The sequence below is a fragment of the Acinetobacter lwoffii genome, from assembly GCF_052078135.1.
In the GTDB taxonomy this organism is placed as follows: Bacteria; Pseudomonadota; Gammaproteobacteria; order Pseudomonadales; family Moraxellaceae; genus Acinetobacter; species Acinetobacter lwoffii_Z.
In genome coordinates this window covers 151,987-175,043 of sequence record NZ_JBQGUZ010000003.1, presented here as the reverse complement: position 1 = coordinate 175,043, position 23,057 = coordinate 151,987, and the positions used below count along the sequence as shown (strand labels likewise).

The following is a 23,057-nucleotide window of genomic DNA, read 5'->3' as shown; positions in this document are numbered from 1 at the left end:
AACTATTGGAAAAATTAAAAAATCATAGGATAAAAATAAAGATACTATACTTAAAATGTATAAAGTTGAGTGAAACAGTCAGGAAAAGGGTAATGGCTTTGAGCGCCATATAAGAAGAACATGTGATTATTTTGGGTATTTATGATTTTTAGATGTAAAACTGACCTGAAAAATAGCAAGAACGATGTTATTATATAACGGAAATTTAAGGAGGGAGTGGATTGAAAGGTTTGCTCTCTTTTTATTTATCGGAAATGCTTAGGACTTAAGTCTACATTGAATCTATTTTTGAGATAAAGCACCATATATTAGAGTAAAATATCTGAACTGTATTTAGCCAATTTATGGAAGGTATGTGTCAAAAAAATCAATTGAAAAGTTGAGAACATGTTAGCATTTAGCCCATGACTATGTTTAAAAAATGCCACGCCAGGTACATTTTTTAAACACTGCATAATCAGGGACTGGTATATAAAAGGTAGACCCGAGTCGCTTTAGAAAAAATCTTTGTTAATGCTTGCTTTTTTCTAAGTCGATTTGCAAAAAATTGCCCGGTTTCGATCGGGTATTCAATGAGTGATGATGCCGCTGAGGGGCGTTATTGTTCATTAAACATATCAAGATTTTCTTGGTGTGGTGATAACGCCTCATGGCTTATGCCTTATGGGGGACTAGTATCATATTACCAATTTGATGCTAATAATCCTGGGTTTTGCTTAAAAAGCATCCTGAAAATGTTTTTGCAATAGGAAATGGGTCCACAAATGCAAGAAGTTGCTGACGCTCTGCGTCTTGACACTGAACTTTCCGCTGATAGTGCAGCGTATATTGAAGAACTTTATGAGCAGTATCTGACTGCTCCAGACTCAGTGGGTGCTGACTGGAGAGCGTACTTCGATAAATTCCCAAAAGGTGATCAACCACACAGTAATGTACGTGAGCAATTCCTACTTTTAGGTCGCAATTCAAGCCGTATTCAGCCTATTGTTCAGTCGACAGTCAGCTCAGAGCATGAACGTCGTCAAATTGGCGTGCTACAGCTGATTGCTGCGTACCGTAACCGTGGCCACCAGAAAGCAAAACTGGATCCATTAGGTTTGGCGAAGCGTGAAGTTGTGCCTGATCTAGATCTTGCTGCGCATGGTTTGACTCAGTCTGACTTAGACACAGTATTCAATACTGGTAACCTGGCGATCGGTAAAGAAGAAGCGACTTTGGCTGAAATGGTTCAGTCAATGGAAGCCACTTACTGTGGTTCAATCGGTGCTGAATACATGCACATCGTGGACACCAAAGAAAAACGTTGGATTCAACAACGTCTAGAAAGTGCACGCGGTCAATATGGCTTCAATGCTGATCAAAAGAAACATGTCCTTGAGCGTTTAACTGCGGCTGAAGGCTTAGAAAAATATCTTGGTAATAAATTCGTTGGTGCCAAACGTTTCGGCGTTGAAGGTGGTGAAGCATTCATCCCGATGGTCAACGAAATTATTCAGCGTGCAGGTTCTGTAGGCTGTAAAGAAGTTGTGATCGGTATGCCTCACCGCGGCCGTTTAAACCTTCTTGTTAACATCATGGGTAAGAACCCGGCTGACCTGTTTGGTGAGTTCGAAGGTAAATCTATTCACAAGAAAGGTTCTGGTGACGTTAAGTATCACCAAGGCTTCTCTTCAAACGTGATGACTCCAGGTGGCGAAGTTCACTTGGCATTGGCGTTTAACCCGTCACACCTTGAAATCGTTGGCCCTGTGGTTGAAGGTTCAGTACGTGCACGTCAAGTACGTCGTAAAGACATTGGCGGCGATGACGTATTGCCATTAATCGTACACGGTGATGCTGCATTTGCAGGTCAGGGCGTCAACCAGGAAACTTTCCAGATGTCACAAACTCGCGGTTATACCGTGGGTGGTACAGTGCACATTGTGATTAACAACCAGGTTGGTTTCACGACATCTGATCCACGTGACGCGCGTTCTACAGAATACTGTACTGACATCGCTAAAATGATTCAGGCACCGATCTTCCATGTCAATGGTGATGATCCTGAAGCTGTGGTGTTCATTTCACAACTGGCACATGACTTCCGTCATACATTCCGTAAAGACGTTGTGATTGACATGTTCTGCTACCGTCGTCGTGGTCATAACGAAGCAGATGAGCCGGCTGCAACTCAACCAATGATGTATCAAGTGATTAACAAGAAAGCGACCACGCGTACGCTTTATGCGGATCAGCTGGTACAGCAGGGTGTTCTTGATCGCGCAAGTGCAGATCAAATGGTTGAAAACTATCGTGCAGACCTGGAAGCGGGTAATCATGTTGCCAATGCACTGGTACTTGAACCAAACAAAAAAATGTTTGTGGACTGGACACCTTATTTAGGTCATGAGTACACAGACGAGTGGGATACAACTTTCCCAATCGAACGTCTGAAAGAGCTTGGCAAGAAAATGCGTGAGCTTCCTGAAGGCTTCGTGATGCAGCGTCAAGTTGCAAAAGTGATCGACGATCGTCTGAAAATGCAAACGGGCGAAATGCCACTGAACTGGGGTGCTGCTGAAACTCTGGCGTATGCAACTGTACTAGATGATGGTTACTTGCTTCGTTTAACGGGTGAAGACGTAGGTCGTGGTACTTTCTCACACCGTCATGCAAAACTGCATAATCAGGTAGATGGTTCAACTTATCTTCCACTGTGTAACCTGAAAGAAAACCAGCCGCGTACTGCAATCTATGACTCTTTGTTGTCAGAAATGGCTGTATTGGCATTTGAATATGGTTATGCGACGACTCTTCCTAAGAGTTTGATCATCTGGGAAGCACAATTCGGTGACTTCGCAAACTGTGCACAGGTTGTCATTGACCAGTTCATCTCATCTGGTGAAACCAAATGGGAGCGTGTATGTGGCTTAACTATGCTTCTTCCACACGGTTTTGAAGGTCAAGGTCCAGAACATTCATCTGCACGTTTGGAACGTTTCTTGCAGCTATGTGCTGAAGACAACATGCAAGTCATCACACCGACTACGCCTGCGCAGATTTTCCACGCATTACGTCGTCAAGCGATTCGTCCAATCCGTAAGCCATTGATTGTTACTTCGCCGAAATCTTTACTTCGTCACAAGCTTGCTGTATCTAGCCTTGAAGAGCTTGCAAACGGTACATTCCAAACCGTGATTGATGAAGTAGACAACATCAACAAGTCAGATGTAACCCGTCTGGTTCTGTGTGGTGGTAAGGTGTATTACGACCTAGTTGAAAAACGTCGTGAAAAAGAATTGAACAACACTGCAATTGTACGTATTGAACAATTATATCCATACCCAGAAAAACGCCTGGCAGAAGTGCTTGCGCAATATCCAAACGTTAAAGAACTTGTTTGGGCGCAAGAAGAACCGAAGAACCAAGGCGCTTGGTTGTTCATCGCACCGCGTCTATATGACGACGTGATGAAAGCGGGTAAACAAGTACGTATTAGCTATGCAGGCCGTGAAGCTTCTGCTGCACCGGCATGTGGTTCACCATATTTGCATGCAAAACAACAAGCTCAGCTCATCAACGACGCGCTTGCGATCGACGCTGAATAATCCAGGAGATTCTAAGTAATGGCAACCGAAATTAAAGCACCGGTATTCCCAGAGTCAGTTGCGGACGGTACGATCGCAACTTGGCACAAACAACCAGGTGAAGCAGTGTCACGTGATGAAGTGATCTGCGATATTGAGACTGATAAAGTTGTTTTAGAAGTTGTTGCTCCTGCAGACGGTACACTTGCATCTATTATTAAAGGTGAAGGCGATACTGTTCTTTCAGCTGAAGTCATTGCACAGTTTGAAGAAGGTGCTGTTTCTGGCGCTACGCAAACTCAAGCAGTTCAGTCTGAAGAGAAAGTTGAACAAGCTGCTGCGCAAACTGAAGCGGGTAATGCACCGATCGTTGAACGTCAACAAGTACAGGATCAGGCTCCAGCAGTGCGTAAAGCATTGACTGAATCTGGTGTTGCAGCTGCTGACGTTGCAGGTACAGGCCGTGGCGGTCGCATCACTAAAGAAGATGTGGCAAATCATCAAGCGAAACCGGCAGCACCTGCAGCGCAACCATTAAGCGTTGCAGTGGGCGAGCGTATCGAAAAACGTGTTCCTATGACTCGCCTTCGTAAGCGTGTTGCTGAACGTTTACTTGCAGCGACTCAAGAAACTGCAATGTTGACTACGTTCAACGAAGTGAACATGAAACCAATCATGGAAATGCGTGCTCAATACAAAGATGCATTCGAGAAGCGTCATGGTGCGCGTCTTGGCTTCATGTCATTCTTCGTTAAAGCAGCAACTGAAGCACTTAAACGCTATCCAGCGGTAAATGCTTCAATTGATGGCGATGACATCGTGTATCACGGTTACTACGACATCGGTGTTGCAGTTTCATCTGAGCGTGGTCTAGTGGTTCCTGTACTTCGTGATACAGACCGCATGAACTATGCTGAAGTTGAAAACGGCATCCGTGCATATGCTGGCAAGGCACGTGACGGTAAACTGGGTATCGAAGATATGACTGGCGGTACATTCACTATTACTAATGGTGGTACTTTCGGTTCATTGCTTTCTACACCAATTCTAAATACACCACAAACTGCGATTCTGGGTATGCATAAAATCCAGGAACGTCCGATGGCGGTGAATGGTCAAGTAGAAATCTTGCCAATGATGTACCTTGCACTGTCTTATGACCACCGTTTAATCGATGGTAAAGAAGCAGTCGGTTTCCTTGTAACAATCAAAGAATTGTTAGAAGAGCCAGCGCGTCTGATCCTTGATCTGTAATTTATTCATTAAAAATCTCCCCTAACCCCTCTTTAAAAAGAGGGGAAGATCCCCCTTTGGAAAAGGGGGATTAATAAGGGGGATTAGTTGGAGATAAACATGTCTCAATTCGATTTAGTCGTAATTGGTGGTGGCCCGGGCGGCTACGAAGCAGCAATTCGTGCAGCTCAACTTGGTTTCAAAGTTGCGTGTATTGAAAAACGTATTCATAAAGGCAAGCCATCTTTAGGCGGTACTTGCTTAAACGTGGGTTGTATCCCGTCTAAAGCTTTACTTGATTCTTCACACCGTTATGAAGATACCGTTCATCACCTAGATGACCATGGTATTACTACAGGTGAAGTGAAGTTTGACCTTGAAAAATTACTTGCTCGTAAAGACAAAATCGTAAACCAATTGACTATGGGTATCGATGGCCTTCTAAAAGGTAATGGTATCGAATGGTTAAAAGGTACAGGTAAATTACTTGCAGGTAAAAAAGTTGAGTTTGTGTCTCACGAAGGCGAAACTCAAATTTTAGAACCTAAATACGTGATTCTTGCGACTGGTTCTGTACCTGTAAATATTCCTGTAGCTCCTGTAGATCAAGACATCATTGTTGACTCTACTGGCGCGCTTGAATTCCAAGAAGTACCTAAGCGTTTAGGTGTGATTGGTGCGGGCGTTATCGGTTTAGAGCTTGGTTCTGTGTGGCGTCGTTTGGGTGCGGAAGTTGTTGTATTTGAAGCAATGGATGCATTCCTACCAATGGCTGATAAGGCATTGGCAAAAGACTACCAAAAAGTTTTGACTAAACAAGGTCTTGATATCCGTGTAGGTGCAAAAGTTGCTGGCACTGAAGTTAACGGTCGTGAAGTTACGGTTAAGTACACTCAAGGTGGCGAAGACAAAACTCAAACTTTCGATAAACTAATCGTTTGTGTCGGTCGTCGCGCATATGCTGAAGGTTTATTGGCTGATGATTGCGGTATCAAACTGACTGAACGTGGTCTGGTTGAAGTAAACGATTGGTGTGCAACTTCAGTTGAAGGTGTATACGCAATTGGTGACTTGGTACGTGGTCCAATGCTTGCACATAAAGCAATGGAAGAAGGCGTAATGGCAGTTGAGCGTATTCACGGTCACGCTGCACAAGTAAACTACGACACGATTATTTCTGTAATTTACACACACCCAGAAGCGGCGTGGGTAGGTTTAACAGAAGAGCAAGCAAAAGAAAAAGGCCATGAAGTAAAAACTGGTCAATTTGGTTTTGCTGCGAACGGTCGTGCAATGGCTGCGGGTGAAAATGCCGGTTTCGTGAAGTTTGTTGCTGATGCAAAAACGGATCGTTTACTCGGTATGCACGTGATTGGACCTGCTGCGTCTGATATCGTTCACCAAGGTATGATCGCGCTTGAGTTTGTATCTTCAGTTGAAGATCTTCAGTTGATGACTTTCGGTCACCCGACATTCTCTGAAGTGGTACATGAAGCTGCACTTGCAGTTGATGGGCGTGCGATTCACGCGATCCAACGTAAGCGTAAGTAATTCGAAAAAAGAGCGACTTAGGTCGCTCTTTTTACATTTCATGGTTGTTTTTATTGGAACAATCATCTAAAAATAAAGATAACGATTTTAAGAAATGCTGGTACTGCTTTGACGGACGTCTGGGTGCTAGTGGGTTATAACAAGGCAAAGAAGTAATAAAAGGTTATTCAATGAATTTACATGAGTATCAAGCAAAAGCGCTATTAAAAAAATATGGTATGCCTGTACAGGAAGGGATACTTGCCACCAATGCCGATGAAACGGTGCATGCTTTCGAGCAGTTGGGTGGAAAGTTTGCAGTATTGAAAGCACAGGTGCATGCGGGTGGCCGGGGTAAGGCTGGTGGGGTAAAAGTAGTGAAATCGGCTACTGAGGCTGCTGAATATGCCAACCAGATTATTGGTTCACGCTTGGTGACTTATCAGACTGATGCCAATGGTCAGCCGGTCAATAGCATTTTAGTTTCTGAGGATGTTTATCCGGTTGAGCGCGAGCTGTACTTGGGCGCTGTGGTGGATCGCTCGACTCGCCGCATCACTTTTATGGCATCGACTGAAGGCGGTGTTGAAATTGAGAAAGTGGCCGAAGAAACCCCTGAAAAAATTATTAAAGTTGAGGTTGATCCTTTAGTTGGTCTAATGCCATTTCAGGCGCGTGAAGTTGCTTTTGCACTTAAACTCAAAGATGGACAAATCAATCAATTTGTTAAAGTCATGACGGCTGCCTATCAGGCATTTGTAGACAATGATTTTGCACTTTTCGAAATCAATCCGCTGTCTGTGCGTGAAAACGGCGACATTCTGTGTGTCGATGCCAAAATCGGAATTGATTCGAATGCACTGTACCGTTTGCCTGAAGTGGCTGCTTTGCGTGATAAGTCTCAAGAAAATGAACGTGAGTTAAAAGCCTCTGAGTTTGATCTAAACTATGTGGCACTTGAGGGTAACATTGGTTGTATGGTCAATGGTGCCGGTCTTGCCATGGCAACCATGGATATTATTAAGCTGTATGGCGGTCAACCAGCCAACTTCCTGGATGTGGGTGGTGGTGCGACCAAGGAGCGTGTGATTGAAGCCTTTAAAATTATCTTGGCAGATCACTCTGTCCAGGGTGTATTGATTAATATTTTTGGTGGAATTGTACGTTGTGACATGATTGCTGAAGCAATTATTGCAGCGGTTCAGGAAGTAAATGTGACAGTTCCTGTGGTTGTTCGCCTCGAAGGCAACAATGCGGAACTGGGTGCAAAATTACTGGATGAATCAAGTTTGAAATTGATTTCTGCACATGGTCTTGCTGACGCTGCAGAAAAAATCGTTGCTGCTGTAAAAGCTTAAGGAGTATCTAACATGAGCGTATTAGTTAATAAAGACACTAAAGTATTGGTACAGGGCTTTACAGGCAAAAACGGTACATTCCATTCTGAACAGGCTTTAGCCTACGGCACTAAAGTCGTGGGTGGTGTAACCCCGGGTAAAGGTGGTCAAACCCATTTAGAATTGCCTGTATTTAATACCATGCGTGAAGCAGTGAAAGAAACAGGTGCAGATGCTTCAGTGATTTATGTTCCGGCACCCTTTGTACTGGACTCTATTGTTGAAGCGGTTGATTCTGGCATTGAGTTAATTGTGGTAATTACTGAAGGTGTACCGACCATCGACATGCTCAAAGCCAAGCGTTATCTGGAAACCAATGGTAATGGCACACGTCTGATCGGGCCAAACTGTCCGGGTATTATTACGCCGGGTGAATGTAAAATCGGGATCATGCCGGGACATATTCATCAGCCCGGTAAAATCGGGATTATTTCACGTTCAGGCACACTGACTTATGAGGCTGTGGCGCAAACTACAAAACTCGGTTTAGGTCAGTCGACCTGTATCGGTATTGGTGGTGACCCGATTCCGGGCATGAACCAGATTGACTGCTTGAAACTGTTCCAGGAAGATCCACAAACTGAAGCTATCATTATGATTGGTGAGATTGGCGGTACTGCGGAAGAAGAAGCTGCGGAATATATTCAATCGAATGTGACTAAGCCAGTTGTTGGTTATATTGCGGGTGTGACTGCACCTAAAGGCAAACGTATGGGTCACGCAGGTGCGATTATTTCAGGTGGTAAGGGCACAGCAGAAGAAAAGTTTGCTGCCTTTGAGCGTGCGGGTATGGCGTATACACGTAGTCCAGCCGAACTTGGTTCAACCATGCTGCAAGTATTAAAAGATAAAGGTTTAGTTTGATATTCACATTAGACCTTTAATAAAAAAGCTCCCAGATGGGAGCTTTTTTATATCTCAGTCTATTTTTAAGTTTTAGCTTTAAGGCTTTGGGTCATCCCATTAATATCTCCACCCTGAATACCGAGCTCACTCATCAGGCTGTCAATGAGCGGTGCCTGGCTACGATAACGCAGGGCGCTATTCACCACCTGATCTGAAAGAGCAACATTACTATTCTCATGATGGGCATCTGCCTGACAGGCACCGGCATGACCGCCATGTAGGCCATTCACCTGGAGAATCTTGATATCATCAATATTCTCCATTGGCTTGACACTTTCTCTGATAATTTCAGGCAAGTATTTCAGCATGGCCAGACGAATCTGCATTTCGACCTGTTCAGGTGACAGGACGTTATTGGCTTCATTGACCGCACGTGTACCTTCAGCATCCACCTGATACTGTTTCTCCATTGCCTGAGCCAGTAGAATTTTCGCATCCGCTTCGCCCTTGGCTTTAAGGCGGACTTTTTCTGCTTCCGCCTCAGCCGCAATCCGCACTGCTTCTGCATCATCTGCTGCGGCTTGTTTTCCGGCTTCAGCGGCAACCGTAATCGCAATTGCATCTTTTTCTGCGTGTTCTTTGGCTGCGACCAGCTCAACCGCTTTTTGACGCTCTGCCTGCTGGATTTGGCGTACAGTGATGACTTCTTCTTCCGCTTTTACCGCTTGTGCACGTGCCTGATCGGCTTGCGCTTTGGCTTCAGATTCGGCGCGAGATTTTTCTGCAATGGCAATGGCACGATCCTGTTCGGCCAGCTCAATAGTTTTCTTTTGTTCGACTTGGGCTTTTTGAATCAGCTGCGCTTTTTGGATATTCTCATTTTCTACATCACGGGCCGCTAAAATACGCTTGAGGTCGACTTCTCGTTCAGCGGCAATTTGTGCTTCTTCTGCTTCACGTTTTTTGCCGGCTTCCTGAGCGGCAATTTCAGCCAGCTGTTCAGCACGGCGAATGGCAATTTCACGTTCTTGTTGCAGTTTGGCATATTCTTCTTCACGAATAATTTGCAGGCGCGCCTGTTCAGCTTCCAGATTTTTGGTTTTAATCGCCAGATCGGTATCCTGTTCAATATGGTTGCGCTTACGACGACGGTCTTCAATGGTTTCAGTGAGCTTGGTCAGACCTTCAGCATCAAACGCATTTTGCGGATTGAAGTATTTAAATCCGGTCTGATCCAGTCCAGTCAGGGAAACGGTTTCCAATTCCAGACCATTTTTATGTAAATCTTCTGAAACGACTTGCTGAACTTTTTGCACGAAATCGACGCGTTTTTCATGCAGTTCTTCCATGGCCATTTCTGCCGCCACTGCGCGCAGTGAATCAACAAATTTACCTTCCACCAGATTTTTCAGTTCATTCGGTGACATGGTTTTTTGACCAAGGGTTTGTGCTGCGGTGGCAATTGAATCTGCGGTAGGTTTGACCCGCACATAGAATTCAGCCATGACATCCACGCGCATACGGTCACGGGTAATCAGTGCCTGATCATCTGCACGGCGCACTTCAAGACGCAGGGTGTTCATATTGACTTGAATAATTTCATGCAAGACTGGGAGCACGATTGCGCCTCCGCCCAAAATCACCTTTTCACCACCCCAACCGGTACGCACAAAGGAGATTTCTTTACTGGAGCGGCGGTATAGGCGCGCAATGATGAGACCGAAGGTCACCAGTGCTGCAAAAATAATTCCAGAAATAATTAAAATATTATATAAATCAAAAGTTAACATTGTTATAAAGTCTCAGTTTGGTTCTGGCTGAATAAAATTAGAGTGCAGTGGCTTGAAAGCCATTTTTGGTTTTATGGGTCAGTACGACATTCTGACCTTGATTTAAAATTTGATTGGTTTCTGGTTCGACTAAAACATAATGGGTCTGGCCATGCTGATCCCGGACTTTGGCTTGCGCAGGAGAGTTGACTTTGGCATCACCCAGAATAATGATTGCGGTACGCCCAATAAGCTCGTCACTATAAATGGCAGAAGTTTCATCTTGAGGCATAAGCTTGCTGGCAGCCATGGCAAGCCAGCGCACTATCGGCATACACAGAAACAGACAGGCTGGGGAAATTAGCCATACATTGAAGAGCTGGCTGGTCAGGCGTTCAAATATTCCCTGAATCAATAAACCACTTAGGCCATAACTGGTCAGAAAAATGATGAGCCAGATAAATAAAGGCAGACGTCCCAGATATAACCAGTCAAATACTTTGGTGAAAAAGCCGGGATGTTGATCCGGATTAATTTCTGGTTGCAGGGGGTCTTCAGGCAAAAACTGTTCTAACATATTCTGCGAGCCGCCACCGAGCAGCAGTAATATGCATTCCAGTGCAGCAAACATCAGCATCAGACTCAGGCTGATACTAAATACGATATTTGACGGATGAGTAAACAGTTCCCACATTTTTTATCTCTATAATTATGTTTTAGGAAAAGTGTAAGGAAGCCTCTGATGCTATAACGATAGCAGTAATTATTAATTTTGTATGCAAAAAAATAACAAAAAACCTTATAAACAAGGATTGAATATATTATGTATTTAATAATTATTGAACTATTAAAGTTAATAGTAAACTATAAGAAGCTAACTGGATGTTTGAGCAAGTGATGCCATAGCGGCAATAGGAATTCTGAATAGCATGGCATTCTGTGTGTGCTTGCCTGAGAAAGTATAGAGATACATCGACCTGAGTATCTCCAAATTTTTCTGTTCAAGTTTAAAGTAGGGCAGTCTGAATCCGGACTTTCATATCTAGAGTCTGTTGCAGAATATAGTGTTGCATCCATTTGACTTGTTCGCCCATAGGATTGACCTTGACTGCAGTATTCAGGAAGTCGAGATCAGGCTGCTTGAAAAGCTGCTTTTGCAAGGTTTGCTCCAAAATCTGACTGTTGGTTGTCAAAGGTAATGCCACTAGATAGAACGCTTTAGGATAATTATAAAAGGCATATAATAAGTTAAAGGCTTTTTGATCACCTTTGAGGTTGCCAGCACCAATTTCGTAAGCTGCGTTCTGGTTACTATAAGTAACGCCGATTAGAAATTCCCAATGACCTTCTTGCAAACGCAGACCAAACTGTAATCCAATTTGATCCGCGGTCAGCTCGTGTTGCAGATAGATATTTAAAGGCTTGCCATCATCACTGAAAGGTTCTTGCAAGACCAAAATATGTTGCTGGTGCTGATAAATATAACCAGCAAGCTGGGCCTGTTCCAGACGGGTTTTTACAGTGGTGAGATCAAAAGCGCTATAGGGCATAAATGAATTATATCAAGAGGGAGAATTGAGTCTTACTCTAGTAATTTTTTAACTATTTGAGAACCACTACTTTAGATTATTTTCCTAGGATTTTATTGGTTTAGCGACAGGTTAATATATACTTCTACCACACAATATCCTCGCTTGAATTGTGCAAATTATTGATTCATAAAAACTGATATTCATTATTGATGAATTTTTATATGAGCTTTTGATATATCAATATCATAAAACAAGCAATGGATAGGATAAGTAAATCACTATAATGAATATAAATTTTCAAAAGTGTCATAAGTACACGTTTTTCTAAGCTGGTGTTGTCCATGTCGTTAAATGAGGAAAGACTTACTCATCTCAAACAGCTTGAAGCTGAGAGTATTCATATCATCCGCGAAGTTGCTGCCGAGTTTGAAAATCCGGTCATGCTGTATTCGATTGGTAAAGATTCAGCGGTCATGCTGCATCTTGCGCTAAAAGCGTTCTACCCAGCAAAACTTCCATTTCCATTATTACATGTCGATACAGGCTGGAAGTTTAAAGACATGATCACTTTCCGGGACAACATGGCGAAAACCCATGGTTTCGATTTGATCGTGCATCAGAATAAAGAAGGGGTTGAGGCAGGTATTAACCCGTTCGACCACGGTAGTTCTAAATATACCGACATCATGAAAACTCAGGGCTTAAAACAGGCTCTGGATAAATACGGTTTTGATGCTGCTTTTGGTGGTGCGCGCCGTGATGAAGAAAAATCACGTGCGAAAGAACGTGTTTATTCATTCCGTGATTCGAAACATCGTTGGGATCCGAAAAACCAGCGTCCAGAACTTTGGAATCTTTACAACGGTAAAGTGAACAAGGGCGAAAGTATTCGTGTATTCCCGTTATCTAACTGGACTGAGCTGGATATCTGGCAATACATCTATTTGGAAAGTATTCCATTAGTACCACTTTATTTGGCTGCAGAACGTCCTGTGGTTGAACGTAGTGGCACACTTATTATGGTTGATGATGAACGTATGCCTTTAAAAGAAGGTGAAGTTCCACAAATGAAATCGGTACGTTTCCGTACGTTGGGTTGTTATCCATTAACAGGTGCTGTGGAATCTACAGCCAATACCTTGCCGGAAATTATTCAGGAAATGTTGCTGGCAACCAGTTCTGAGCGTCAAGGTCGTATGATTGACCATGATGAAGCAGGCTCGATGGAGAAGAAGAAGCAGGAAGGCTACTTCTAATCTCCCCCTAAAATCTCCCTTGCGCAGCAGTGCTGCTCACCTTTTTGAGAAAGAGGGGCTTAAAAAGCGGAGTAAAGTCTCCCTTTTCTAAAGGGCGATTTAGAGGGATTAAAAACCGATTTCTAAAGAATATGTGGAGCTTTGAGCGATGTCTCATCAATCTGATTTAATCAGCCAAGATATCTTGGGCTATCTGAAACAACATGAAAATAAAGACCTGTTGCGTTTTCTGACTTGCGGTAACGTGGACGATGGTAAATCGACGTTAATCGGTCGTCTGCTATACGATTCAAAATTGATTTATGAAGATCAATTACAGGCCGTGACCCGTGACTCGAAAAAAGTCGGTACGACAGGTGATGCACCTGACTTGGCGCTTCTGGTCGATGGTTTACAAGCAGAGCGTGAGCAAGGCATTACCATTGATGTGGCCTATCGTTATTTCTCGACTGAAAAACGTAAGTTCATTATCGCGGATACGCCGGGACACGAACAGTACACCCGTAACATGGCGACAGGTGCGTCGACGTGTGACCTTGCAATCATTTTGATTGATGCGCGTTATGGCGTGCAAACCCAGACGCGTCGTCATACTTTTATTGCGAGTTTGCTCGGTATCAAAAACATCATTGTTGCAATCAACAAGATGGACTTGGTGGAATTCTCTGAAACACGTTTCAATGAAATCCAGGCTGAATATGCGGCATTCGTTGCACAATTGGGCGATCGCAAACCAAGCAATATCATTTTTACGCCTATTTCTGCACTGAATGGCGATAACGTGGTGAACAAGTCAGCCAATACGCCGTGGTACACTGGTGAAACGCTGATGGGTACGCTTGAATCGGTGGAAATTAACCGTAGTTCAGCGAAGCAGGATTTCCGTTTCCCTGTGCAATACGTCAATCGTCCGAACCTCGACTTCCGTGGTTTCTGCGGTACGATCGCACTTGGCGATATCAATGTTGGTGATACCGTAACAGCTTTGCCTTCTGGTAAATCATCGACTGTTAAAGAAATTGTCACTTTTGATGGCAACCTTGAGCATGCAGTTGCAGGTCAGGCAGTGACTTTAACGCTTAACGATGAAATTGATATTTCACGTGGTAACGTGTTAATTCGTGCTGATCAAGCGGTTCCAAATATTTCACGTTCAGTTCAAGCGACTGTAGTGTGGATGGCTGATCAACCGCTGGTGATTGGCAAGCTGTACAACATTAAGATTGGTACGCAAACTGTTCCGGCAAAAGTAACGGCAATTCATTACCGTACCAACGTTAACACATTGGAAAAAGTTCAGGTGGATAAGCTTGAGCTAAATGCTATTGCCAATGTGACTGTTGAATTTGATGCACCAGTGGTCTTTGACCGTTATCAAGACAGCCGTTTCACCGGTTCGTTTATCTTCATCGATCGTTTGAATAACGTGACGATTGGTGCGGGTATGGTGGAAGAATCAGTTGAATGGTCTGCACACGATGAGCCTGTCACTGCAGAAGCACGTGCGGCACGTTTGGGTCAAAAACCTGCTGCGGTGACTGTAACTGCTAAAGCTTTGGAAAATGCTCAGGCGCTAGAAAGCTTGCTGATTCAGCAAGGGATCGTTGCTATTGCTAAAGCAGGTTTGAATGCGGAGCAGGTTGCACTGGTTCGTGAAACTGGTGTGGTTGTAATTACCGATGCTGCAGGTACAGACATGACTTTAACTGCTGAAGCAGTTGAAGAGCTTGCTGAGAAGATTGTGGAATTGGTTCGTCTATAAGACTGGGCTGATTTAAAAAAACCCGCTGAAAAGCGGGTTTTTTATTGCCTAAATTTTGATTGCATGAAAATCATTCGATTAGTCAAAATGTGATCTTTCAATTTACTAGTCAATTAATACAATACTCCCTAGATTTGGGGAATATATGAAAAAATTAATATTGCTGGCTGGCTTGTGTGTGGCTTTTGGAGCTGAAGCCAAACAGAGCAGCCAAAGCGTTGAAGCAATCAAGCAAAAAATAATCCAGCAGTCGATTGAGAATTATCCGGGAAATTGTCCGTGTCCTTACAATACTGCAAGTAATGGTAGTCGTTGTGGTAAGCGTAGTGCTTATAATCGTGCAGGCGGATATGCGCCGCTGTGTTATCCGGAAGATGTGAGTGATCGAATGGTAAAGGAATATAAAGGGCGTAGTTAATTAAAGTCTCCGTATTTTTATAGCGAGCTAAAAGAAATATTTTTGTTAGATTTAGCTTTAGATGGATAATTATTCATAAGAATCATTGAGGACTAAGGCCAGAATTGCTTTCATTTCAGTTAAACTTTTCACGCCTGCAATCCTTTTAATAATTTCTCCATTTCTAAAAATAAGCGTAGAAGGCAAACCATAGGCATTATAGCGCAAGGTCAAAATCGGAGACTGATCTACATTGATCTTGCCAAATTTAATCTCAGGATTTACCTCAGTATAGTATGTCGCCAGTTCGGCAAAGACCGGAAAATTCTGAACACAAGGCTTGCACCAGTCTGCATAAAAGCGAATCACAGCAAAACCTTCAAACCACTCAAAATCACTGTAATTGTTTTCGTTATATTCGATCACTTGGGTCATGGTTGGCCTATTATCAATTTCCTGAATAGTCCCCCGATTATACATAAGTCCGATGTAGCTTCATTCCTCATGCTAACTATGTTCAAATAAGTCCAAGATATATGAAATGCATAGATTAGGGAAAGAAATCATGTCGCAACAAACCATGCAGCAAGTCATTATTACAGAACCAGGTGGTGTCGATAAACTCGCTTATGAAACGGTGACTGTACCTGAACCTAAAGCAGATGAAGTTCTGGTGAAAGTTCATGCCTTTGGTATTAACCGTCCAGATATCCTGCAGCGTCAAGGCTTATATCCGATGCCGAAAGGGGTAACGCCAGTTCCTGGCCTGGAAGTGGCAGGTGAGGTGGTTGCGATTGGTAGTGATGTAAGTCAGTTTAAAGTTGGTGATCAAGTCTGTGGTTTGACCAATGGTGGCGGTTATGCTGAATATTGCGTCATACCTGAAAGCCAGACCTTGAATATTCCTGAAGGCGTAAGTTTTGTACAGGCAGCGGCCATTCCTGAAACTTTCTTTACTGTATGGGCGAACGTGTTCCAGATGGGTAAGGCCAAAGCAGGGGAAACTGTACTGGTACATGGTGGAACGAGCGGGATTGGTACGACTGCTTTAATGTTGTGTAAATCACTCGGAATCAAAACTTTTGCAACTGTCGGTTCAGATGAAAAAGTTGCGGCTATTTCTGATTTAACCACGGCTATTAATTATAAAACTCAGGACTTTGAGCAAGTTATTAATGAAGCCACTGACAATGGTGGTGTCGATGTCATTTTAGATATGGTCGGTGCACCATATTTAGAGCGTAATTTGAATTTGTTGCGCCGTGATGGACGTCTGGTCTATATCGCTTTCTTGGGTGGTGCCAAGGCCAAAGAAGTCAAACTGGGTCAAATCATGATGAAACGTCTGACCATTACCGGTTCGACCATGCGTGCACGCAGCACGGCTGAAAAAGCGGAAATTGCACAAGGCCTGAAAGAGCAGATTGCACCATTGTGGGCAAAAGGCGAATGTCTCCCGATGATCTATAAAACGTTTAAGTTCGATCAGATTCAGGATGCCCATGCCATAATGGATACTGGAGAGCATGTGGGTAAAGTTGTAGTTGAAATTATTTAATACGAGATAAGTGATTCAAAAAAAGCCAGTAATTTTACTGGCTTTTTTTAATTTTAAGTAAAATATTATTACAAATAAATATATAAAATCTTGAATAAAAATTAAAAAATGTTAACTGTTCGACACAACCTGTCAATTATGACACGTAAATTGCATGTATAGATAATTCCGACCAAATGGTTAAACATTCACATGAATGTGAGAGGGAAAATAAGATGAAAATTATTTCAACAGCATATAGTTCAAAACATAGTTTAAGAGCATTACGACGTATTCATAAAATGATTATTCGCGGAACCATCAGCTGGGTAGAGTTACATAAAATGTATCGGGCGATGCTGCATCTGGAGCGTTATATAGAAAGATTAACAATACAAAATCGTCATTCAAGCAAGAAAGCATCCAGAAAATCCAAATAAGATCTTGTATTTTTAGGGTGAATAAAGGGTCAAGATCTGATGCAAAAAAATATCTTAGACTTTGTCCTAATATTATTCATTGATCGGCATTCAGTATAATCATTCAACATCTAGCGATAAATAAGTACATGAGAATGTATTAAGTGGGGATTTATGAAGCGCCCAGCTTCAACACATGAGCGTCTTGCAGAGCGTTTAGCCAGAATTTTGACCAAATTAAACGTCGGATATCAACTCCGGGCTGCAGAGCTAGCTGCAGAATTTCAAGTCAGCACCCGTACCATTGAGCGTGATTTTGATCGTCTAGGCTCTTACTTACCCTTACTTCAAGATGAACAGAAACGATATTATCTGGAACCCTCTTATTTAGGGCGGTTTAAATTGCAGGATATCCAGACCTTTGCCCAGCTTTCGGGGATCAGTGAGCTGTATCCGGAGCTGGATATGTCTTTTATGCGTGAATTGCTGGATGAGCGGGCAAATCAGGTATTTTCGGCAAAAGGCTATTATTTTGAAGATGCCAAACAGTTTGCCGAACATTTCAAGTTGCTTGCAAGCGCAATCTATAAACGTCAGCAGGTTGAGTTGCAATATTCAGATCAATTGCGAATCATTAAGCCTTATCGCTTGATTCACCATCATGGTATCTGGTATCTGGTGGGCGTAGATCAGGACAAGTTGCGCACTTATCGCTTAAGTCAGGTGCAACAGCTCAAGCTGGTTTCTAAGGCGGAGAGCTTTGCGCATGATCCTGAAATACTGAAAATGCTGGCAGATGAAGACAGCATCTGGTTTGGGCAGCAAAAGCAGCAAGTCTTAATCAGGGTACAACCTGGAGTCGCGGTCTTTTTTAAAGAGCGCCGTTTATTTCCAGAACAGCAGATCGAGCAGGAAACTGGGACTGGAGAGTTAGTGATTAGTTGCCAGATTCGTCATGAAATGCAGTTGCTACCTTTGGTGCGTTACTGGTTGCCTTATGTGAAAATTATTGAGCCGATTCATTTCCAGCAAAAACTGGAACAGGATTTGCAGGGATATTTACGTTCTGCTGGATGATATTGAGAACGTAGAGCAGGGTAGCTTAATTAATGATCATGCTTTAAATGGAAATTTAATTTACTTATTTTTTTGATTTACTAAATTACAGGCATAAAAAAACCAGCTTTCGCTGGGTTCTTTATTTGCACCATCTTTCTGTAGTAGAAGAATGGTGCCCGAGGCCAGACTCGAACTGGCACGCTTTGTGGGCGGGGGATTTTAAATCCCCTGTGTCTACCGATTTCACCACTCGGGCTTTAACAAGATGGAGGCGGAGGTCGGAATCGAACCGGCGTCCACGGAGTTGCAGTCCGCTGCATGACCACTCTGCCACCCCGCCGCGTCTTGTTGATGCGTATATTAGCAAGCTCAGGAAAAAAAACAATAGTGTATTCATCTGTATGCGCATAAAAACATCATCTGGCGGAAAATATTTAAATTATTCATGTAGAATGTGCAAAATTGATTCATATCAACACTTGGGAGAAGTGCCGTGACATTAGTTCTAGACGGTCGTGCATTGGCGAAGCAAATTGAAGCTGACTTGTTTACTCGCGTAGAAGCGCTGAAAGCAAAATCAGGTCGTACTCCAATTCTTGCGACGATTTTGGTAGGTGACGATGGCGCATCTGCAACTTATGTTCGCATGAAAGGCAATGCCTGCCGCCGTGTTGGTATGGATTCACTCAAAGTGGAACTTCCTAAAGAAACCACAACTGAAGAATTATTGGCTGAAATTGAAAAATTAAATACAAATCCTGATGTGCACGGTATTCTGCTGCAACATCCGGTTCCAGCTCAAATTGATGAGCGTGCCTGTTTCGATGCAATCTCGCTTGAAAAAGACGTAGATGGCGTCACTTGTCTTGGTTATGGTCGTATGGCAATGGGCGAAGCAGCCTATGGTTCAGCGACGCCTGCGGGTATCATGACCATCCTGAAAGAACATAACATTGAAATTGCAGGTAAACATGCAGTAGTTGTCGGTCGTTCTGCAATTTTGGGTAAACCAATGGCAGCGATGCTGCTAGAAGCGAATGCAACCGTAACCATTTGCCATTCACGTACTCAAGATCTTGCAAGCTTTGTTAAGCAAGCAGATATCATTGTCGGTGCGGTAGGTAAAGCAGAATTAATTCAAAAAGACTGGATCAAACAAGGTGCAGTGGTTGTTGATGCTGGTTTCCATCCACGTGATGGCGGTGGTGTTGGTGATATCCAACTTGTTGGCATTGAAGAAATTGCTTCTGCTTACACACCAGTTCCGGGTGGTGTAGGTCCAATGACGATTACCACTTTAATCCGTCAAACGGTTGAAGCTGCTGAGAAAGCGTTAGGTTAAGCCTATTCTCCCTCTCCCTGTGGGAAAGGGTTCGGGGTGAGGGTCTTAAAAATAATCCTCTCCCTAGCCCTCTCCTTTAAAAAGGAGAGGGAACTTTCTTTATTAATTTGACTTTCATATTTGAAACTAAAATTTTGCCTATCTAAGAATAAAAATCCAATGAGCTGTACCTTCCAATTCCCTAAAGCCCCTGAGCATTTACTCCAAGCCTTGCATGATGTGATTCCACACTGTGAGCTACATGCACAGCAATTGCCGGATACACCCATTTCCCTGTGGCTGATTCCGCCAGTATTCCCAACAGATAAGCTGGATGATGAGGTGATTCGTCGCATTTGGAATGATACACCATACTGGATCTTTTGCTGGGCCTCAGGCTTGGCGATGGCGCAGTGGCTATGGGCAGAGCCGCATCATGTTAAAGACAAAGTAGTTTTGGATTTTGGGGCGGGATCGGGCGTAGTTGCCATTGCGGCGAAAATGGCAGGTGCAAAACGTGTGATCTGCTGTGATATCGATCAAGTTAGTCTAGATGCCTGTCGTGCCAATGCAGAGCTAAATGATGTCGAGCTTGAATATCTGGATGACCTATATAAGGCAGAGAAAGTGGATATTTTATTAGCCGCAGATGTGCTCTATGATCAATGTAACCGTTTCTTCCTGGATGAGTTTTTAAAATTTGCACCTGAGGTGTGGGTTGCAGACAGTCGGGTAAAAAACTTTAGTCATCCTCAATATGAAAAACTGGATGAGCGTAGTGCGACGACCTGGCCGGATTTGGATGAATCGCCCGAATTTCGTAATGTCAGTTTCTATAAAACACGTTAAATTTAAAAAAATCAAAAAGGGCACTAGGCCCTTTTTGATTGTCTTACTCTGATTAAGTAACTAAGTATCAGATATTAAGAACAGGTATAACGAATAACCCGCATGGTCGTAGGGCGGGCTTCTAAAGCTTCGCGTGCACCCGGGTTCTCGCTATTATGTAAATCAGGCGTATTGCTCAAGCTGATTTGCGTGCGGCTATTACCCAGTTGGCGGCCGTAGTTTTCCTGTTCCGAAGTTGGATTGGAAATTTCATTGGTGCTTAAAATCTGGATGTTGTAAGTTTTGGAATTTCCTAATACGTGTCTGCAAGCGGCTTGCAAGCGATTTTCATCCTGGCTTGGTCGTCCTGAGAGGGTGTAGCTCAAGGTTGCTGTATTGCCTGAACGTTCCAGAATTTCATAGCCACTTTGTCCATTGAATTGATGGGGTGTGGTCTGACATGCACTCAGTACGAAACTGCTCGCAGCCATAGCCAAAATTACTGTTGTTCTTTTCATATTTATAGTTCCTGAAGTCTTGGCTTAAGTATGCCATATTTTGCTTAAACTGCTGCTCTGGTCAATTGTGATCAATTGTTTAAACAGCCAATAAAAAAGGCCGCTTACGCGACCTTTTTTAATTAAATCAGCAATTAAGCAGATTTAACCGCAGCAATAAGTTCTGCTTGACGAGTTTTTAACGCTTCCGGTAAACGCTCACCTAACTTATCGAACAATTCAGTATGGCTTTCAAGCTCTTTGATCCATTGATCTTTGTCTTGAGAAGTTACTAGGTCAAACTGTTCTTTAGTGAAGTCAGAACCAGTCCAGTTCAGCTGTTCGTAAGTAGGAACTAGGCCGATTGGTGTTTCAACAGCATCAGCACGACCTTCACAACGGTCAATGATCCACTCAAGAACACGCATGTTTTGACCGAAACCAGGCCATACGAAGTTGCCTTCAGCATCACGACGGAACCAGTTCACGTTGTAGATACCTGGAAGTTTGTTGCCAGCAGCAGCAGCTTTCGCACCCACTTGCTCACCCATTTCTAACCAGTGCGTGAAGTAATCTGCCATGTTGTAGCCCGCGAATGGAAGCATCGCGAACGGGTCACGACGAACAACACCTTGTTGACCAACAGCAGCAGCAGTTGTTTCAGAGCCCATCGTTGCAGCTTTGTAAACACCGTCAACCCAGTCAAATGCTTCTGAAATTAGAGGCACAGTGTCTGCACGGCGACCACCGAAGATGAACGCAGAAATTGGCACGCCAGCTGGATTTTCCCAGTCAGCGTCAATAGAAGGGCATTGACCAGCAGATACTGTGAAACGTGCGTTTGGATGCGCTGCTTTTTCTTCGCCAGTGTGTGGTTGACCTTTCCAGTTAGTCAAGTTAGCAGGCGCTTCTTTAGTCAGACCTTCCCACCAAACTTCACCGTTGTCAGTCACAGCAACGTTGGTATAAATCACGTCTTTGTGCATGGTTGCCATACAGTTCGGGTTGGTTTTGGTATTGGTACCAGGCGCTACACCGAAGAAGCCAGCTTCAGGGTTGATTGCATATAAGCGACCGTCTTCACCTGGTTTGATCCAGGCAATATCGTCACCTACAGTTTCAATCTTCCAGCCTTCATAGCCAGCTGGTGGAATCAACATAGCGAAGTTTGTTTTACCACATGCAGATGGGAATGCAGCTGCGATGTAGTGTTTTTCGCCTTGTGGATTGGTCACGCCAAGGATCAGCATGTGTTCAGCTAACCAGCCTTGTTGACGACCCATAAATGATGCAATACGTAATGCCAGGCATTTTTTACCCAACAATGCGTTACCGCCATAACCAGAACCATAAGACCAGATCTCACGAGTTTCTGGGTAATGCACAATGTATTTTTCTTTGTTGCAAGGCCATGCAACATCTTTTTCGCCGTTCGCAAGCGGAGCACCTACAGTGTGTACGCAAGGAACGTATTCACCGTCAGTACCAAGAACGTCATAAACAGCTTTACCCATACGAGCCATTTTAGACATGCTTACTGCAACGTAAGGAGAGTCAGTTAACTCGATACCGATATGAGCGATATGAGAACCCAATGGACCCATTGAGAATGGAACCACATAAAGTGTACGACCTGCCATTGAACCGTCAAATAAACCGTTCAATTTTTCGCGCATGACAGCAGGTGCTTCCCAGTTGTTGGTCGCGCCAGCATCGTCTTTGTTTTCAGAACAGATGTAAGTACGATCTTCAACACGTGCTACGTCAGAAGGATCAGAATTTGCAAGATAAGAACCAGGATGAGTTTCTTGATTCAGCGCTTGCATTGTGCCGTTAGCGATCATCAAGTCGATATAACGTTGATATTCTTCTGCGCTACCGTCACACCATTCAATTTTTGCTGGTTTTGTTAATTTAGCAATCTCTTCCACCCAAGCAATAAGCTTAGGGTGACGAACGAATTCTGGTGCGTTCACTTGGGTCATGGTGAGGCCTATCTCAAATGTGTACAAATTAGATGTACAAAGTACAATCCGAGCAATAAAAAATATCGCCCAGATGAAATATGAAAAAAAGTGGCTGTATTAAAGCATAAAATGATAAAAAAA

Annotated in this window: 19 protein-coding genes and 2 tRNA genes; 13 read left to right on the top strand and 8 right to left on the bottom strand. The window is 43.4% G+C overall.

The window, feature by feature from the left end; all coding sequences use genetic code 11:
• The first annotated feature begins 764 nt into the window (after nucleotides 1-764).
• From ACTL4S_RS03240 to sucD, 5 genes are all read left to right on the top strand, one after another.
• Nucleotides 765-3,587 (top strand): 2-oxoglutarate dehydrogenase E1 component, encoded by a 2,823-nt coding sequence (locus ACTL4S_RS03240; protein WP_004279434.1) that lies wholly within the window; start codon nucleotides 765-767, stop codon nucleotides 3,585-3,587.
• Between the two features lie 18 nt (nucleotides 3,588-3,605).
• Nucleotides 3,606-4,820, top strand: coding sequence for a 2-oxoglutarate dehydrogenase complex dihydrolipoyllysine-residue succinyltransferase (gene odhB / locus ACTL4S_RS03235; RefSeq protein WP_004279435.1), 1,215 nt, complete (start codon nucleotides 3,606-3,608; stop codon nucleotides 4,818-4,820).
• A 99-nt stretch (nucleotides 4,821-4,919) separates the two neighbouring features.
• Complete coding sequence (gene lpdA / locus ACTL4S_RS03230) at nucleotides 4,920-6,350, top strand: dihydrolipoyl dehydrogenase (RefSeq protein ID WP_253159196.1); 1,431 nt, start codon at nucleotides 4,920-4,922, stop codon at nucleotides 6,348-6,350.
• Nucleotides 6,351-6,520: 170 nt separating this feature from the next.
• Entirely contained in the window at nucleotides 6,521-7,687 is a 1,167-nt protein-coding gene (gene sucC, locus ACTL4S_RS03225; protein ID WP_085064490.1) for an ADP-forming succinate--CoA ligase subunit beta, read from the top strand.
• A gap of 12 nt (nucleotides 7,688-7,699) precedes the next feature.
• Nucleotides 7,700-8,590 carry a succinate--CoA ligase subunit alpha gene (sucD, locus tag ACTL4S_RS03220; protein WP_004646291.1) on the top strand — a complete coding sequence of 297 codons (891 nt, stop codon included), beginning with the start codon at nucleotides 7,700-7,702 and terminating at the stop codon, nucleotides 8,588-8,590.
• 65 nt (nucleotides 8,591-8,655) lie between these two features.
• Here sucD and ACTL4S_RS03215 read toward each other — a convergent pair whose 3' ends face one another.
• The 3 genes from ACTL4S_RS03215 to ACTL4S_RS03205 form a co-directional block, all read right to left on the bottom strand.
• Nucleotides 8,656-10,362, bottom strand: coding sequence for a flotillin family protein (locus tag ACTL4S_RS03215; protein WP_253148026.1), 1,707 nt, complete (start codon nucleotides 10,360-10,362; stop codon nucleotides 8,656-8,658).
• Between the two features lie 37 nt (nucleotides 10,363-10,399).
• On the bottom strand, nucleotides 10,400-11,035 hold the full coding sequence (locus ACTL4S_RS03210) for a YqiJ family protein (RefSeq protein WP_005096292.1): 636 nt from the start codon (nucleotides 11,033-11,035) through the stop codon (nucleotides 10,400-10,402).
• Nucleotides 11,036-11,348: 313 nt separating this feature from the next.
• The gene (locus ACTL4S_RS03205; protein WP_004646300.1) at nucleotides 11,349-11,891 is read right to left on the bottom strand and encodes a hypothetical protein; all 543 of its coding nucleotides are present in this window, start codon (nucleotides 11,889-11,891) and stop codon (nucleotides 11,349-11,351) included.
• Nucleotides 11,892-12,214: 323 nt separating this feature from the next.
• Here ACTL4S_RS03205 and cysD point away from each other — a divergent pair, with 323 nt between their 5' ends.
• The 3 genes from cysD (at nucleotide 12,215) to ACTL4S_RS03190 (ending at nucleotide 15,309) form a co-directional block, all read left to right on the top strand.
• Nucleotides 12,215-13,129 (top strand): sulfate adenylyltransferase subunit CysD, encoded by a 915-nt coding sequence (cysD, locus tag ACTL4S_RS03200; protein WP_004730252.1) that lies wholly within the window; start codon nucleotides 12,215-12,217, stop codon nucleotides 13,127-13,129.
• A 148-nt stretch (nucleotides 13,130-13,277) separates the two neighbouring features.
• Nucleotides 13,278-14,891, top strand: coding sequence for a sulfate adenylyltransferase subunit CysN (gene cysN / locus ACTL4S_RS03195; RefSeq protein WP_441298734.1), 1,614 nt, complete (start codon nucleotides 13,278-13,280; stop codon nucleotides 14,889-14,891).
• Between the two features lie 145 nt (nucleotides 14,892-15,036).
• A complete protein-coding gene (locus ACTL4S_RS03190; protein WP_004279462.1) occupies nucleotides 15,037-15,309 on the top strand; it encodes a hypothetical protein in 273 nt (90 codons plus the stop codon).
• Nucleotides 15,310-15,378: 69 nt separating this feature from the next.
• On the opposite strand, the gene ACTL4S_RS03185 is transcribed toward ACTL4S_RS03190, so the two are convergent.
• A complete protein-coding gene (locus ACTL4S_RS03185) occupies nucleotides 15,379-15,723 on the bottom strand; it encodes a thioredoxin family protein (protein ID WP_071850594.1) in 345 nt (114 codons plus the stop codon).
• Between the two features lie 130 nt (nucleotides 15,724-15,853).
• Here ACTL4S_RS03185 and ACTL4S_RS03180 point away from each other — a divergent pair, with 130 nt between their 5' ends.
• The 3 genes from ACTL4S_RS03180 to ACTL4S_RS03170 all read left to right on the top strand — a co-directional run bounded on the left by ACTL4S_RS03180 (nucleotide 15,854) and on the right by ACTL4S_RS03170 (nucleotide 18,321).
• On the top strand, nucleotides 15,854-16,846 hold the full coding sequence (locus tag ACTL4S_RS03180; RefSeq protein ID WP_441298733.1) for an NAD(P)H-quinone oxidoreductase: 993 nt from the start codon (nucleotides 15,854-15,856) through the stop codon (nucleotides 16,844-16,846).
• A 215-nt stretch (nucleotides 16,847-17,061) separates the two neighbouring features.
• Nucleotides 17,062-17,265: a hypothetical protein gene (locus tag ACTL4S_RS03175; RefSeq protein WP_004646307.1), complete on the top strand. Its 204-nt coding sequence runs from the start codon at nucleotides 17,062-17,064 to the stop codon at nucleotides 17,263-17,265.
• A gap of 153 nt (nucleotides 17,266-17,418) precedes the next feature.
• Nucleotides 17,419-18,321, top strand: coding sequence for a helix-turn-helix transcriptional regulator (locus ACTL4S_RS03170; RefSeq protein WP_441298732.1), 903 nt, complete (start codon nucleotides 17,419-17,421; stop codon nucleotides 18,319-18,321).
• A 152-nt stretch (nucleotides 18,322-18,473) separates the two neighbouring features.
• On the opposite strand, the gene ACTL4S_RS03165 is transcribed toward ACTL4S_RS03170, so the two are convergent.
• Nucleotides 18,474-18,559: transfer RNA gene (locus ACTL4S_RS03165), tRNA-Leu, on the bottom strand.
• Between the two features lie 10 nt (nucleotides 18,560-18,569).
• Nucleotides 18,570-18,643, bottom strand: a tRNA-Cys gene (locus ACTL4S_RS03160).
• Nucleotides 18,644-18,796: 153 nt separating this feature from the next.
• Between ACTL4S_RS03160 and folD the strand changes: the two genes are divergently transcribed.
• The gene (folD, locus tag ACTL4S_RS03155; RefSeq protein WP_441298731.1) at nucleotides 18,797-19,645 is read left to right on the top strand and encodes a bifunctional methylenetetrahydrofolate dehydrogenase/methenyltetrahydrofolate cyclohydrolase FolD; all 849 of its coding nucleotides are present in this window, start codon (nucleotides 18,797-18,799) and stop codon (nucleotides 19,643-19,645) included.
• A gap of 159 nt (nucleotides 19,646-19,804) precedes the next feature.
• Nucleotides 19,805-20,473 carry a class I SAM-dependent methyltransferase gene (locus ACTL4S_RS03150; protein ID WP_441298730.1) on the top strand — a complete coding sequence of 223 codons (669 nt, stop codon included), beginning with the start codon at nucleotides 19,805-19,807 and terminating at the stop codon, nucleotides 20,471-20,473.
• Between the two features lie 74 nt (nucleotides 20,474-20,547).
• Here ACTL4S_RS03150 and ACTL4S_RS03145 read toward each other — a convergent pair whose 3' ends face one another.
• Complete coding sequence (locus tag ACTL4S_RS03145) at nucleotides 20,548-20,970, bottom strand: hypothetical protein (RefSeq protein ID WP_085064784.1); 423 nt, start codon at nucleotides 20,968-20,970, stop codon at nucleotides 20,548-20,550.
• 134 nt (nucleotides 20,971-21,104) lie between these two features.
• A complete protein-coding gene (locus tag ACTL4S_RS03140; RefSeq protein WP_005246943.1) occupies nucleotides 21,105-22,934 on the bottom strand; it encodes a phosphoenolpyruvate carboxykinase (GTP) in 1,830 nt (609 codons plus the stop codon).
• Between the last annotated feature and the right edge of the window lie 123 nt (nucleotides 22,935-23,057).

Bases quoted from the DNA above. Each gene is read 5' to 3' on its own strand.
- lpdA (WP_253159196.1), top strand. From the start codon at position 4,920: ATGTCTCAATTCGATTTAGTCGTAATTGGTGGTGGCCCGGGCGGCTAC.
- ACTL4S_RS03205 (WP_004646300.1), bottom strand. From the start codon at position 11,891: ATGCCCTATAGCGCTTTTGATCTCACCACTGTAAAAACCCGTCTGGAA.
- sucC (WP_085064490.1), top strand. From the start codon at position 6,521: ATGAATTTACATGAGTATCAAGCAAAAGCGCTATTAAAAAAATATGGT.
- ACTL4S_RS03210 (WP_005096292.1), bottom strand. From the start codon at position 11,035: ATGTGGGAACTGTTTACTCATCCGTCAAATATCGTATTTAGTATCAGC.
- ACTL4S_RS03140 (WP_005246943.1), bottom strand. From the start codon at position 22,934: ATGACCCAAGTGAACGCACCAGAATTCGTTCGTCACCCTAAGCTTATT.
- ACTL4S_RS03150 (WP_441298730.1), top strand. From the start codon at position 19,805: ATGAGCTGTACCTTCCAATTCCCTAAAGCCCCTGAGCATTTACTCCAA.
- ACTL4S_RS03185 (WP_071850594.1), bottom strand. From the start codon at position 15,723: ATGACCCAAGTGATCGAATATAACGAAAACAATTACAGTGATTTTGAG.
- sucD (WP_004646291.1), top strand. From the start codon at position 7,700: ATGAGCGTATTAGTTAATAAAGACACTAAAGTATTGGTACAGGGCTTT.
- ACTL4S_RS03180 (WP_441298733.1), top strand. From the start codon at position 15,854: ATGTCGCAACAAACCATGCAGCAAGTCATTATTACAGAACCAGGTGGT.
- cysD (WP_004730252.1), top strand. From the start codon at position 12,215: ATGTCGTTAAATGAGGAAAGACTTACTCATCTCAAACAGCTTGAAGCT.
- ACTL4S_RS03175 (WP_004646307.1), top strand. From the start codon at position 17,062: ATGAAAATTATTTCAACAGCATATAGTTCAAAACATAGTTTAAGAGCA.
- ACTL4S_RS03240 (WP_004279434.1), top strand. From the start codon at position 765: ATGCAAGAAGTTGCTGACGCTCTGCGTCTTGACACTGAACTTTCCGCT.
- odhB (WP_004279435.1), top strand. From the start codon at position 3,606: ATGGCAACCGAAATTAAAGCACCGGTATTCCCAGAGTCAGTTGCGGAC.
- ACTL4S_RS03215 (WP_253148026.1), bottom strand. From the start codon at position 10,362: ATGTTAACTTTTGATTTATATAATATTTTAATTATTTCTGGAATTATT.
- ACTL4S_RS03145 (WP_085064784.1), bottom strand. From the start codon at position 20,970: ATGAAAAGAACAACAGTAATTTTGGCTATGGCTGCGAGCAGTTTCGTA.
- ACTL4S_RS03190 (WP_004279462.1), top strand. From the start codon at position 15,037: ATGAAAAAATTAATATTGCTGGCTGGCTTGTGTGTGGCTTTTGGAGCT.
- cysN (WP_441298734.1), top strand. From the start codon at position 13,278: ATGTCTCATCAATCTGATTTAATCAGCCAAGATATCTTGGGCTATCTG.
- ACTL4S_RS03170 (WP_441298732.1), top strand. From the start codon at position 17,419: ATGAAGCGCCCAGCTTCAACACATGAGCGTCTTGCAGAGCGTTTAGCC.